Here is a 12,485-nt window from a genome sequence, read left to right as displayed (position 1 = left end):
CCCACAAAAATGCTGACGTTTGAGCCAGCAGCCCCCCAGAGTCGCCTTTCGCTCCCGCGAAAGTAGCGTCTTCCTCTCGCCCCCTCTAGGCTGCGATTCTTTGGCGTCGTAAAAGCCAGCCACAGAGAATCCCCAGAAATTTCACTATTGACAAAGTCTTAGGACTTGCTTAGGATATCCGCATTAAACAATCGCTTGCTCTATCTTAAACCATCCGCGTTCTGCGGAAAACCAAAGCCAACCACCCAAATATCGCACCAATTTCTCGTCTCACCAGCAGGAAACATATCCCATGGGATCCAAACCACGTCCATCCAAAAAATCGCGATCGCGAAAAACCAAAGCCGCTCGGAAACGTCTAACACTGCGCAATCGCCAAGCGGCCCGGAATACACCGGAGGAAAACGCTAATCCGACGCCAAAAACCACTGAAATGCCGGGAATAAATGACAATTCAGATCCCTCCGGTTTCCTATCTCCAGATCTGCTGTTGACCGATTTGTTTCAAACCGAAGGCTTTGATGACCTGAAATTCGTGTTTTCAGAAATGGATGACGCAGGGATCTCGATCAGCGATCTGCCGCAGGTGATTGATCGGATGGCTGCCCTGGGTTATCAGTACCCGCAGACGATGGAATTAGTTGGGAAGATATGTGACATTGGTGACGCAATGGACAATCAGGACTTGGAAGATTCTGAAACAATCCAGCCTGAATCTAGGCAAACTGACCCTGTCGCGGCGACCTCGCAGTCTCAGCCTGGCGCGCAGCGCAGTTGCTGGTTTCAAGAGCTCACCACCTCAGAACTGCTGCGTGAGCAACCGCCGCGTGAATGGCTGTTGCCTGGCATGCTGGCGCGAGACGAAGCGGCGGTGATTTTGGGGCCGAGTAAGAGTATGAAGACGTCGCTGGCGGTCGATTTATGCGGCGCATTAGCGAGTGGGGGCAAATTTTTGGGCGAGTTCGCCGCGCAGCGTGCTTATCGGGTCGGCTTCCTCAGCGGCGCAGCAGGCCGAGCCGTGCTGCACGATCTCGCGCGACGCTGGAGCGCCGCCACCGGCGTTGATACTGAAAAGCTTCCCAACCTAGTCTGGGCGTTGACCATGCCCGCTGCCGCCAATCCGGCCAGTTTTGAAGAGAACGTGGCGGAGCTGCGTGATTGGATTCAGCGTCATCAATTAGAAGTGGTGTTGATCGATCCGTTGCAATGGACCTCGACGCGCGCTGCTTCGCAAAAATCGCAAATTCGCCAATTGGTCCGCTGCTGTCTTGAAGCTGGGGCGACGCCGATTGTCTGCTGCGCAACGCGCAAATCGACGTCGAAGCGTGCGCTGAATATCGCCGATCTCAACGACGCCGAACATGATTTTGCCCAGCAATGGTTACTGGTGAATCGTCGCCGCGCGTACGAGTCAGGCAGCGGACAGCATCGCCTGTGGCTAACGGTCGGCGGAAACGCCGGACAGGACGCGGTCTGGGGAGTTGATATCGATGAAGGTCGCCTGACAGACGCCAGCGGCCGTAAGTGGAATGTCACGCTGCACGCTGCCGAGTCGCTGCAAGATGAAGCGCCGGAGCTAGAAGCCCAATCGCAACAACAACGGCGCCGCGGAAAAATTCGCGCAGCGCTGCGACAACTTGCAGCTCAGAATGCGACCAAGTCAAAAATAGGCCAACTCAGCGGAATCAGCAGCGCCAAATTTGGGTTTGCGTGGGATCAAATGATCGACGACGGGGAAATCTCGCCGACCAATATTGATACGACAGGGCAGAACCGGTTAGAGCTTTGTTATCACCTGGCGGAGTCAGCACCGCCAGAGGCTGTAGTGTCCGATGAATCTGCCAATAAAGGGGACGGAGGGGACAGCACAGCAAAGTCGAACCAATTCGAATCAATTCGCCAATTTGGTCCCATTCGCCAATTCGATCCAATTCAGCAGTCCAGAGCGTCGCAGTCCCAGTCGCAAACGCAGTCGCAGTCGCAGTCACAAACACAACCGCAGTCGCAACCGCCCGATCAAATCAGCCCCAACGGGGCGACCTATTCTAGCCCTGGGTCAGTCGCTTTTAGCGACGCAGCCCTGGGTCCACGCGACCCCAAAGAATGGTGACGTTTGAGTCGGCAGTTCCCCGGGTTCCATCCAACGTCAACGTTGCGTTGGTGGATGATTACCCCAGGGCTCCGTCGCTGCTGCGACGAGCGCCCTGGGCTATTTTAGGTCGGCCCGTTGGGCCTGAAGAAACAACGGGGACGCTAAATAAAGAGCGCCAAATAACAGGGACGGGGATCATGCTTCCTCTGGGAACCAAACCGGCTCTTGGATTGCCGACCGCAATCATGACCACGCAAGGCCGTGGCCATAGCGGCCGAGCTTTTTCTGTCCGTGTTCATCCGTGACTTATCCGTGGCATCCGTGTTCTATTTCTTACCGAACGACCAAATCGCGGCACTTCAAATCTTGCACAGCAGGCAACGGTGGCGGTTTCCATTTGCATATTTGCGCTGCAGAAGAGATAAAGAAGAGATCGAATCGTGCGCGGATCCCAGGCAAAACAGATAGGAGGCGGAGCACATGTTCGGCAAACAATCGCGGCGTGGATTTCTTCAAGCCGGCGCTCTCGTTGGGTTGGGTAACTTAGCTTTTTTGCAGGGACTGCGTCCCGTTTCGGCGAAGGAGGCGAATGTCAATCTCGCTCACGTACATCTGCAGCCAGAGATTGAGCCGCTGGTGAAGTTGATCGAAGAGACGCCGCGCGATCGCTTGCTGGAAGAAATTGGCACGCGGATCAACGCCGGGCTCAGCTATCGCGATCTGTTAGCGGCGCTGTTGCTAGTCGGGGTAAAAAACGTCGAGCCGCGACCTTCGGTGGGGCACAAATTTCATGCGGTGCTTGTGGTCAACTCGGCCCATCTGGCCAGCATCGCATCTCCTCCGCAGCAGCGTTGGCTGCCGATTTTCTGGGCGCTCGATTATTACAAATCAGCTGCCGCACGCGATGTGCAAGAGCGCGGCGATTGGATGATGCCGGCGGTCGCCGAGGGAAAGATGCCGCGACCGCATGCGGCGGGGCGAACATTTGCAGACGCGATGGATAATTGGGATGAAGCGGCCGCCGATACCGCGGTCGCCGCGTTGGCCCGCACCGCCGGCATGAACGAGATTTACGAACAGTTCTATCGCTATGGCGCGCGCGATTTTCGTTCGATCGGTCACAAGGCGATCTTTGTCGCAAACAGCCAGCGCACGTTGCAGTTTGTTGGTCGCGAGCATGCGGAGCCCGTTTTGCGATCCTTGGCTTATGCACTGCTGATGCACGAAGGGAGCAACCCTGCCCAGGGTGATGATGAGGCGGATCGTCCCTATCGCCGCAACCGAGAGTTGGCGGGAAAAATACGAACGGAGTGGCAAGATGGTCCATTGAACAAAGCCGCGACCGAAGAGTTGATTGTCGCGATGCGCAGCGCCTCGAACGATGACGCCTGTGATTTGGCGGTAGATCTGCTGAACCGCGGCGCTGCTCCGCAGTCGATCTGGGACGCGCTGCATCTGACCGCTGGCGAGATGTTGATGCAGCAGCCGGGGATCGTGGCGCTGCATGCGATGACCTCGACCAACGCGTTGCACTATGCTTATCAAACCTCTGGCGACGATCAGACGCGGCGGCTGATGTTGCTGCAAAACGTCGCGTTTTTGCCGATGTTTCGCGGCGCGATGCAAAGTCGCGGCAAGGTAAAGGAGATCACGATCGACGATGTGACGGCCGCGCAGCTGGATCCCGGTTCGGCGGCAACCGAGCAAATATTCGCCGATCTCAGTCGTGATCCACTGACCGCCGCGCGCAAAACTCGCGGCTATTTGGCCAACTCGGGGGCTTCCGGCGCCAGCCAACTGATGGATGCGGCTCGCGTGTTGGTATTTTTGAAGGGGAATGACGCGCATGACTACAAGTTTAGCTCGGCGGTCTTGGAGGACTATTATCACGTTTCGCCGGAGTGGCGCGATCTTTATTTGGGGTTAAGCATGTTTAACCTGCCGGGCTCTGGCGATCGGGATAACAGCCTGGTCGAGAGAACGCGGGCCGCGTTGGCGTAACGGCATAGCGGATGGCAGTGTGAGCGGTAGAATAAAGCGATCCCCCGCTCCTGCTTCCCAACCGGTCTGTTCGCATGCAATTCGCCGCTTACTTGAGAGATGCGACCGGCAAGATCGAACGTCTTGAGGTGGATGCCAAAGACGAGCAAGCGGCCCGAGCGCAATTAGAAAAATCAGACGCGACGATTGTTGAGTTGCGAGAGTTGCCGTCGATCGAGGAAGTACATCGCCGAGTCGATGGCTGGAAGACGACTTGCATCGTGCTCTCGGTGACCACGTTTGGGCTCGGCGTTCTTACCGCCGGCGCGATCCTGTTCATCCGGGTTCATCCGCCGGTGATGATGCTCTTTTTTGGTTGGATGCTGCTGGGGATCGGCTTTGCTAGTTTGGCGAATCAGCGGAGCTTGCTTAGCGAGTTGCGGCGGAAACGCTGATAACTACAGCCAGCCAGCTTCACGATACCAGTCGGCGGTCTGTCGCAAGCGATCTTGTAGCGAGAGGGTAGGTGCAAAACCGAGTTGCTCTTCGGTATTGGCGACGTTGCAAACCCAATCGCCGGCGGTCGCTTCGCGGATCTTATCGCGATTGAAAATGTTCGCCTGGCCGATCACTCTGCCGGTTAATTCAGAGACAGTCGCCGAAGTCCAGAGGATCGGCTTGGGCATCTCGAAGGTGTGGACGTGTTGAACTCCGACTGCTTCGGCCAACATCTCGCCCAGTTCTTCGTAGGTTGGTTGCTCTCGATCAGCGGCGAAATAATAGCCGACGCCATCAAATTTTGACTGAGCATCTTGGCGACCACCGATTCGTTTTCCGTTGGATACCGCGCTGATGAGCAAATCGACCAAGTCGCTGACATAGATTAACGAGACGCGCAAATCGGCTGCGACCATGGGGTGAATGCCGAATCGATGAATCGGTTGAAACATCGGCAGCATCTCTCGGTTTCCTTCGCCAAAGATGATGCCGGGACGAACAATCGTGACCGGAACACGATCTGCAACCAATTCAAACTGGCGTTCGCCCGCGCGTTTGCTGCGACCATAGTTGGAGATCGGTTTCGGAAAGTCCTCGGGGCGTTTTGCGCGTTCAGGACGTGATGGCCCTACGGCGGCCAAGCTAGAGACATAAATCAAAGTCGGTGGATTTTCTGCAGCGGCCGCTGCTTCAGCAAGCCGGCGTGCTCCGTCTCGATTGACGTGAAACAGTTTTTCTGGCGTCGTGGCGCAGGTGACGCCTGCGACATGATAGATCACGTCACAGCCAGCGAAGGCTTGTTGCAAGTCGCTGGGTTCACTGAGATCGATTTCGATCAGTTCGGCGCCTAGTTCCCGCAGTTGTTTGGTATCGGATGATTTGCGAACGGCGCAGCGCAGCGAATGTCCGTCGGCGGCCAAGCGTCGACAAAGATGAGTTCCTACAAAGCCGGTTGCACCGGTTACAAAATAGTTCGCCATAGATGCCTGAGGGGAGTGTTGATTTAAAGTCGTCGCTGGCTCCGGAGGTCATTCAATGCGCTGACCAGCCGTTCCAGATGTTCAGGAGTGTGGGCAAAGCTGAGACTGATCCGCAGCAGCGATTCTCCGCTGGGAACCGTGGGAGGTCGAATGCCTGGCACGAACAAACCTTGCTCGCGCAACCGGAGTGACGCCTGGATGGTTGGCTCGGGTTCGCCGAGCAGGATGGGGATGATCTGGCTCTCACCGCCGACTTGCCAGCCTTGGGAGCGCAGGTCGCTGCGCAGTTTGGCGGCGCGCGCTAACAACAGTTGGCGGCGGTGTGGTTCGTCACGCACGATTTGCAGCGCGGCGATCATGGCAGCGGCCGAGGCCATTGGCGCCGCCGTGGAGAAGACGTAGCTGCGAGCTCGATTCAATAACCAGTCAATCAGCGTCTGACTGCCGACAACAAAGCCGCCATGTCCGCCGAGCGCCTTGCTGAACGTGCCGACGCGGACGTCGACGCGGTCTTCAAGCGCTAGATGTTCGCAAACTCCACGTCCTTGCTGGCCGAACACGCCGGTCGCATGCGCTTCGTCGACTAGCAGCATCGCATCGTAACGTTCGGCCAATTGCGTCAGTTCGACCAGCGGCGCAAAGTCGCCGTCCATGCTGAACAGCGAGTCAGTCACGATCAATCGGCGGCGAAAGGAGGCTGCTTGGGCGATTAGCTTTTCAAGATGATCGACGTCGCAATGTTGATAAATCTGGGGGCGAGCGCCCGAGAGTCGCACCCCGTCGATAATGCTGGCGTGGTTCTTGGCGTCACTGAAGATGACATCCCCTTTGCCGGCTAGCGCCGTGATTGCGCCGACATTGGCGGCGAAACCAGAGGAAAACAATAGTGCGGCTGCTGTACCTTCGAAGTGGGCGACCTCTGCTTCGAGGGCTGCGTGCGAGTGGCCATGTCCGGTTACCAGCGGACTGGCGCCGGAGCCCCAGCCTTCGGTTTGAACCGAGTCGATCGCGGCCGCTGCGATGCGTGGATCAGCGGCCAGGCCAAGATAGTCATTACCACCAAAGTTGATCAGCGATTGACCATTGACCGAAATCTCGGCGGATTGCGGACCGGTATGCGTGCGCAGTTGGCGCCGCAGCTGGAGTTGATCGAGCGTTTGCAGTTCTTCGGCTAACCAAGCGAGTGGTCTTCGGGTCATGATTCGGCCGCTTCCGTATCTTCAACCGGCGCGGCTGGCGCTGTGTGTGGCGGCTTGAGCGATGATTTGTGATCGAGACGTGTGCGCAGCTCCGAGATCTGATGGCGGATTTTTTCGATCTCATTTTCCTTTTCAGAAACCAATGCTTCCAACAGGTCGATCTGTCGCTGCGGGTCAAGTCGCATCAGTCTCGACAACACATCAAGCGCCACAATGCCGCGCCAGACGCGGAGCGAAAGACCTCGTAATCGATAGATGCGAGTTGCTTTGGTAACTTGCTGTAATCGTAGCAGTCGCGAAAACTGCAACATTCTCAGGAAGGCGACTAGCGGTAGGCAGATGATCAAGAGATCGACCCAATGTTTTTTGACGTAATGCAATTTCTTGTCTACCAGCGAAAACATCACGATAAACTCGGCGGTAAACGCGAGCCAGGTGATGCTATAGCCGGTTTCGATGACGACTTGGATCCACGGATAGTCATTGATGTCAAAGCGGAATTGCGACATGAAATCGAGACATAGTAGCGGTAAGATCATGATCGCCACGACGATCATGGGACCGCTAAAAGCACGCTCGACTTCTTCGTGCAGATCATCATCAACCTCTTGCCAACCCAGCAAAGGGAGCCACATCGTGCTGCCGGTATCATGATCTCGAGCCGCTAATCGCAACGGCGGCAGGCACGCATGCTTGAGGGCGACTTTCCAGCGAGAACTGCCGAGCCGATAGTGGGCGATCGCTTCCCCAAGAAACAGCGGAAACATCGCGAGCGTGCAGCCAAAGAAAAAAGTGCTGATTTCGTTGGATTGATAACTGGAGTCCGGGTTTCGCGTTTGCACGGCGGCGGCGACAAAGACCAAAAACAGCAACGACGCGCAGAACATCGGCACGGCCAGAAACTGGTCAAGCTGAATCGTTTTGCTGGGCGTTGGCTGGTGCATTGAATCGGTAGGTTATTCGTAAAAGCTGCGTGCGGATTGGGGGAAACTGGCCGCCGAATTTAGGGCTGTGTTTGTTTCCCTCCCTTGCGGCATGTAGCTGATTTTAGATGATGAAACAGATCTCTCCCAACCCGATTTCGGGCATGTTATCGCCGAAAGTTGTATGTCGTGGCCAAAAAAGCAGCAAAGTCAAGCTCTGTCAAGCGTTACTGGTTGATGAAAACCGAGCCTGAGTCGTACTCGATTGATGACCTGGCGAACGAAAAAAAGCAGACGACTTTTTGGAGCGGCGTCCGCAATTATCAAGCGCGTAACTACATGCGCGACGAGATGAAAATTGGGGACGAGCTGTTTTTCTACCACAGCAATGCAAATCCTCCGGCGATTGTGGGGACGGCGAAGATCGTCAAAGAAAGTTATCCCGACCATACTTCGTGGGACAAAACGAATCATCACTTTGACGAGAAGAGCACGCCGGAGGCTCCTCGCTGGTTTATGGTCGACATTCAATTGACAGAGATCTTTGCCGAGGCGCTGGGCCGCGACCAGCTGGCCGGCGTCGCGGCGCTGGCCGAAATGGAACTGATGCGCAAAGGGTCGCGGCTCTCGGTCCAACCGGTGAAAAAGTCAGAGTGGGACGCGATCCTGAAATTGGCGAAGCGGACGAAGCAGACCAAGTAGTCTGCTTTGTTCCGTCCCATCGATTATCCTTGAAAAGCGCCAAAATCTTCTCGGAAGATCGCGCTGATCGACTCATCATTGTGGATGCGTTTGATCGCTTCGCCCAACAAAGGCGCGACGGTCAAGATCTTGGTATTGGGAAGCAGGTGACCTGACTGGTGCGGAATGGTGTCCGTCAAAATGATCTCTTTGATGGGCGCCGCTTGCAGTCGCGCGATCGCATCTCCGCACAACACGCCGTGCGTGGCGGCGATATAGATCTCTTTGGCGCCGGCTTCAAACGTGGTTTTGGCGGCGCCGCAGATCGAGCCGGCGGTGCTAATCATGTCGTCAAAGATGATCGCGGTGCGACCTTCGACCGGTCCGCCGATAATGTTCTCTTGCGTGGTGTCGCTGGCGCTGTGGCGGCGTTTGTCGCAAATCGCCAGTCGGCCTCCCAAGCGGCGATGATGACTGACCGCACGTTTGATGCTGCCGGCGTCGGGACTGACGATTACCAATTGGTCTTCGGGGATGTTCAGTGCTTGGAAGTACTGATTTAAAACTGGCGCGGCGTACAAGTGATCAACCGGCACGTTGAAAAAGCCCTGGATCTGGGCGGCGTGCAGGTCCATGGTTAGCACGCGATCGGCGCCGGCCGCGGTGATGACGTCTGAGACCAGTTTGGCGGTGATCGGGACGCGACCTTCGTCTTTGCGGTCCTGTCGTGCGTAGCCAAAGTAGGGGATCACCGCGGTGATTCGTTCGGCGCTGGCGCGACGACAACTGTCGATCATGATCAACAACTCCATGATGTTGTTGTTGACCGGTGGACAGGTCGGCTGGATCAAGAAGACGTCGCGACCGCGCACATCTTCTTCGATCTTGCAGGCATTTTCGCCATCGGGGAACTCGCCCAGCGTGATTCGCCCGAGCGGTATGTTCAGGAATTTACAGATGTCGCCGGCCAGGCGCGGATTTGCGCGACCGCTAAAGATTTTGATCTCTCTCATTTTCGAAGCGGAATGCACGTTCTAAACCGAGGGGGCGTCAGGTACAGGCAGCAAGGGCCGAGCGAGAATTACTTAGTGTAACCGAGACGGCTCATCTCATCTTCCACCAAACGCAAATCCTCGATCGAATTCACGCTGAGCGCCTCGCAAGGTTCCAGAACCGCCGATGCGTCGACCGGCAGCCCCATTTCTCGCAAAATAGCGGGGCAATCGGTGATGTAGTACTCGCTTTGCTGGTTGTTGTTGGTTAATTTCGCGAGCGCAGACAGCATATTTTGACAATCGAAGACGTAGGTGCTCATATTCACCTCCCGGATTTGCCGCTGCTGCTCGGTCGCATCTTTTTCTTCGACAATGCCGGTAAATCTCCCCTCGGCATCGCGAACGATCCGTCCCAAACCAGTTGGATTTTCTTTTTCGAGCGTTCCTAGCAAGCAGGCCATTTTTTCCTGCTCGAACCGATTTAGCAGCTTTTCGAGCGAACTGGTCTGCACCAGCGGCGAATCGCCGGTCAAAACGACGACTGTGCCGTCAAAATCGGACAATTCGTCGCGGCAAACCATCACGGCGTGTCCAGTTCCCAGTTGCTCGATTTGCTCCACAAAGCGAACTTCAGGGCGATTGGCCAAGGTTTCGCGAACCAAATCGGCGCGATGTCCGACGACGACCAAGATCTGTTCGACACCGACTTTTACCAGAGCGTCAAGCACAAATTCGATCATCGGGCGACCCAACGCGGGTACCAGAACCTTGGGGAGCTCCGATTTCATGCGTGTGCCTTTGCCGGCGGCAAGTACGACTGCAAGTCTTTTCATCATCGGCTCTTAGGGGGGCATTGGTGCAAGTCGATAATATCTCACGAAGCGCGTCTGGATTCTAGCCCGCGACCGGTTCCCTGTCAGGCGAATCCTAGTAGTGGTTCCCACCGCTGAATCGCGATAAAATGGTAGCAGTAATGGAATCCTCTCCTCTGCATGCAAGTTGCGAAGGCGCATCGTGAATCAATCATCTAATCACCCGCAGCATTCTCACCACAACGAATCCGCTCGGTTCAAAACCATGTTGGATGCGATGTTTGTCCCCAAGAACCAAGAGCTGTGGGAGAAATTGTGGGAACAGATTCAAACTGAAGAGCAGATTGCAGCGCTGCAAAAGGCGACGGGAATCACTGACGCAACGCTTTTGCAACACTTTGTTGATATCGGGGTGACTGCCGAAAACCTGACCGCGATGGCGCTGTACCCTTTGATGGCGGTTGCCTGGTCAGATGGGATCATGCAGGTTGAAGAGAAAGCGGCGATTTTGCAGGCCGCTTTGGAGCTGCATGTCGAAAAAGGGCACCCTAGCTACGAAGTGCTAGAGAATTGGCTCGAAAAGCCGCCGCAAGAGAAGAGCATGGAAGTTTGGCAAGCTTACGTCCGTGCAATTCGCGAAAGTCTGTCGCCTGAGCAGGATAAATCGTTTCATGACGAAACAATCGGACGCGCACGCAAAGTTGCTGAAGCAACTGGCGGAATCTTAGGACGATTTGGCAATCGAATCTCCGATAAAGAAGAGAAGGTGCTACAAGAGTTAGAGACTGCATTCCAATAGGGGGGCAGTCTGTCGCAAGCTCTTGGCTGCCGGTAATGTTGGGCTCAAGAGCTATGCGAGTTAACAATTTTCACCATTCCTGGCGACTCCCAATCGCGGTCGCCCTGTTGAACTTGGCGAGTTCAATCGCGATTTTGTGGGCTGTGACAGGCCATTTCTATTGGCTATTTCCCCTCAGCATGTCAATTTTGCTGGGGGGCGCCATCTCTATTGGCGGGCAGATTCGCAGTCGGTTGGCTGATGAGCAACGTTTTCACATCTCTCTGACAGAGATGATTGTGCTATCGACCTGCATTGCGCTCTTTTTTGGCGCCGCCCAATATGATCGAAAATTACAGATCAATAATCATCGGGCCGGGATTTTGGGAAATATCGAACGGCTGGGGGGATCCTACCGATATGAAGGAAATGGGCTGCAGATTGTGATCGACAATCCACAGTTCAGCGATCATGATTTGCCGAAATTGGCCGCCTACCTAAGGATGGCCAGCGACGCGCAGATCCCCATCCAACGCCTCGAAATTTATCGCCATGCGATGACGGGACGCTCGCGACTGCTGCTGCTGGATATGCAACTGCCGCACGAGGCTCATATCGAGGGCTTGCCGGAACGGTGGGAAATGGAGTTTCGCGATGCTCATCCGCAGACCCTGGTCGAATTTGTTCCGGCGGTAGTGGAAGACGAGCGAATTCTGACCACTGCGGACGTCATTGATGCCGCCGAACTGGATCCAGAAGTCAATGCGCCGAGCCATGATCCGGCCACGCTGTAGCAGAAATTTTACGGCTGTGATTTTCTTTTAGCCTGTTTCCGTCCCGATTTCGCCTCTCTTAGTGCCAGGCGAAACAACTCTATTCGTGGGACGGGAAACCTTATGAGCCTTTGGACGAAACAGACCACGCGGCGGATCGCCCTGTTGATTGTCGACGGCATCGTCTGGAAATTCGCGGCATCGGCTACGGCGGTGGCCTGCTGCAGTGGGCTGATTTCCTAATTCTGGTGCTTCCTGCTAAGTGAGAAACCGAGATGAGCAATGATTCAAAGCAACCGCTTATCGAGCCGCTGGAGTCGAAGGCCTGGCGAATCGCGCTGGTGTTGACCTGCGGGTTTGCGGCTTGTAGCGCAGGGCTGATGCTTGTGAATTGCTGGCTGGGTTAGGCAACCGCTAACTTCCTGCAAGCCTGGTAGCCATTTTGAGGGCATCGCAAAAACGGAGACCGTGATGAAGTTAGGAAAATACAAGCTTTCAGCACGACAGGTGATTGCCGTGATCGTGTTGGGCATGATTTGGAAAGCGGGCGTGATCGCGGTGATGCTAATCGCGTCGCGCTGAACTGCTGAACCCTTGTTTAGAAAGTGGTTGGATGAAACACAACTGGGAATCGACAGTCACGATCGGCAATACGGTCCTGTGGGGCGCGACTCTGGCGATCGGCGGCCTCGCTGCTTACGCTTTATTTTGGGTGACATTGTGGTTGCAGATCGCGGCAGAAACGCTGCTTGCTGTTATTTAGTCTTCTCGGCA

The 12,485-nt window shown here is 55.6% G+C and carries 13 protein-coding genes; 8 read left to right on the top strand and 5 right to left on the bottom strand.

Features of this window, described 5'->3' with window-relative positions; genetic code table 11:
* Positions 1–433: 433 nt before the first annotated feature.
* The 3 genes from SH421x_RS23765 to SH421x_RS23755 all read left to right on the top strand — a co-directional run bounded on the left by SH421x_RS23765 (position 434) and on the right by SH421x_RS23755 (position 4,527).
* Positions 434–2,110, top strand: a complete 1,677-nt coding sequence (locus SH421x_RS23765) for an AAA family ATPase (RefSeq protein ID WP_488852501.1) — start codon at positions 434–436, stop codon at positions 2,108–2,110.
* 462 nt (positions 2,111–2,572) lie between these two features.
* Entirely contained in the window at positions 2,573–4,093 is a 1,521-nt protein-coding gene (locus SH421x_RS23760) for a hypothetical protein (RefSeq protein WP_488852500.1), read from the top strand.
* 74 nt (positions 4,094–4,167) lie between these two features.
* The gene (locus SH421x_RS23755; protein WP_488852499.1) at positions 4,168–4,527 is read left to right on the top strand and encodes a hypothetical protein; all 360 of its coding nucleotides are present in this window, start codon (positions 4,168–4,170) and stop codon (positions 4,525–4,527) included.
* 3 nt (positions 4,528–4,530) lie between these two features.
* On the opposite strand, the gene SH421x_RS23750 is transcribed toward SH421x_RS23755, so the two are convergent.
* From SH421x_RS23750 to SH421x_RS23740, 3 genes are read right to left on the bottom strand one after another with little or no spacing between them, the layout of a single operon-like run.
* Positions 4,531–5,550: an NAD-dependent epimerase/dehydratase family protein gene (locus tag SH421x_RS23750; protein ID WP_488852498.1), complete on the bottom strand. Its 1,020-nt coding sequence runs from the start codon at positions 5,548–5,550 to the stop codon at positions 4,531–4,533.
* Positions 5,551–5,573: 23 nt separating this feature from the next.
* Positions 5,574–6,749, bottom strand: a complete 1,176-nt coding sequence (bioF, locus tag SH421x_RS23745) for an 8-amino-7-oxononanoate synthase (RefSeq protein WP_488852497.1) — start codon at positions 6,747–6,749, stop codon at positions 5,574–5,576.
* Positions 6,746–7,693, bottom strand: a complete 948-nt coding sequence (locus tag SH421x_RS23740) for a hypothetical protein (protein ID WP_488852496.1) — start codon at positions 7,691–7,693, stop codon at positions 6,746–6,748. The genes bioF and SH421x_RS23740 overlap by 4 nt, the downstream gene beginning before the upstream one ends.
* Positions 7,694–7,861: 168 nt before the next feature.
* On the opposite strand from SH421x_RS23740, the gene SH421x_RS23735 reads away from it, so the two are divergent.
* Positions 7,862–8,374, top strand: a complete 513-nt coding sequence (locus SH421x_RS23735; RefSeq protein ID WP_488852495.1) for an EVE domain-containing protein — start codon at positions 7,862–7,864, stop codon at positions 8,372–8,374.
* Between the two features lie 23 nt (positions 8,375–8,397).
* On the opposite strand, the gene SH421x_RS23730 is transcribed toward SH421x_RS23735, so the two are convergent.
* Entirely contained in the window at positions 8,398–9,366 is a 969-nt protein-coding gene (locus tag SH421x_RS23730) for a ribose-phosphate diphosphokinase (RefSeq protein ID WP_488852494.1), read from the bottom strand.
* Positions 9,367–9,434: 68 nt separating this feature from the next.
* Complete coding sequence (locus tag SH421x_RS23725) at positions 9,435–10,181, bottom strand: sugar phosphate nucleotidyltransferase (protein WP_488856481.1); 747 nt, start codon at positions 10,179–10,181, stop codon at positions 9,435–9,437.
* A gap of 181 nt (positions 10,182–10,362) precedes the next feature.
* On the opposite strand from SH421x_RS23725, the gene SH421x_RS23720 reads away from it, so the two are divergent.
* From SH421x_RS23720 to SH421x_RS23705, 4 genes are all read left to right on the top strand, one after another.
* Positions 10,363–10,959 carry a hypothetical protein gene (locus SH421x_RS23720; RefSeq protein ID WP_488852493.1) on the top strand — a complete coding sequence of 199 codons (597 nt, stop codon included), beginning with the start codon at positions 10,363–10,365 and terminating at the stop codon, positions 10,957–10,959.
* Between the two features lie 53 nt (positions 10,960–11,012).
* Positions 11,013–11,732: a hypothetical protein gene (locus tag SH421x_RS23715; protein WP_488852492.1), complete on the top strand. Its 720-nt coding sequence runs from the start codon at positions 11,013–11,015 to the stop codon at positions 11,730–11,732.
* A gap of 254 nt (positions 11,733–11,986) precedes the next feature.
* Positions 11,987–12,118, top strand: coding sequence for a hypothetical protein (locus tag SH421x_RS23710; RefSeq protein ID WP_488852491.1), 132 nt, complete (start codon positions 11,987–11,989; stop codon positions 12,116–12,118).
* Positions 12,119–12,324: 206 nt separating this feature from the next.
* Positions 12,325–12,474 (top strand): hypothetical protein, encoded by a 150-nt coding sequence (locus tag SH421x_RS23705; RefSeq protein WP_488852490.1) that lies wholly within the window; start codon positions 12,325–12,327, stop codon positions 12,472–12,474.
* Positions 12,475–12,485 lie beyond the last annotated feature (11 nt).

This window comes from Blastopirellula sp. SH421 (genome assembly GCF_057808535.1).
The sequence above is the reverse complement of the archived record's forward strand: the minus strand, read 5'-3'. Positions and strand labels throughout refer to the sequence as shown.

Excerpts from the sequence above, each read along its gene's own strand:
- SH421x_RS23730 (WP_488852494.1), bottom strand. The coding sequence starts at position 9,366 with ATGAGAGAGATCAAAATCTTTAGCGGTCGCGCAAATCCGCGCCTGGCC.
- SH421x_RS23725 (WP_488856481.1), bottom strand. The coding sequence starts at position 10,181 with ATGAAAAGACTTGCAGTCGTACTTGCCGCCGGCAAAGGCACACGCATG.
- SH421x_RS23715 (WP_488852492.1), top strand. The coding sequence starts at position 11,013 with ATGCGAGTTAACAATTTTCACCATTCCTGGCGACTCCCAATCGCGGTC.
- SH421x_RS23705 (WP_488852490.1), top strand. The coding sequence starts at position 12,325 with ATGAAACACAACTGGGAATCGACAGTCACGATCGGCAATACGGTCCTG.
- SH421x_RS23710 (WP_488852491.1), top strand. The coding sequence starts at position 11,987 with ATGAGCAATGATTCAAAGCAACCGCTTATCGAGCCGCTGGAGTCGAAG.
- SH421x_RS23740 (WP_488852496.1), bottom strand. The coding sequence starts at position 7,693 with ATGCACCAGCCAACGCCCAGCAAAACGATTCAGCTTGACCAGTTTCTG.
- bioF (WP_488852497.1), bottom strand. The coding sequence starts at position 6,749 with ATGACCCGAAGACCACTCGCTTGGTTAGCCGAAGAACTGCAAACGCTC.
- SH421x_RS23755 (WP_488852499.1), top strand. The coding sequence starts at position 4,168 with ATGCAATTCGCCGCTTACTTGAGAGATGCGACCGGCAAGATCGAACGT.
- SH421x_RS23750 (WP_488852498.1), bottom strand. The coding sequence starts at position 5,550 with ATGGCGAACTATTTTGTAACCGGTGCAACCGGCTTTGTAGGAACTCAT.
- SH421x_RS23760 (WP_488852500.1), top strand. The coding sequence starts at position 2,573 with ATGTTCGGCAAACAATCGCGGCGTGGATTTCTTCAAGCCGGCGCTCTC.
- SH421x_RS23765 (WP_488852501.1), top strand. The coding sequence starts at position 434 with ATGCCGGGAATAAATGACAATTCAGATCCCTCCGGTTTCCTATCTCCA.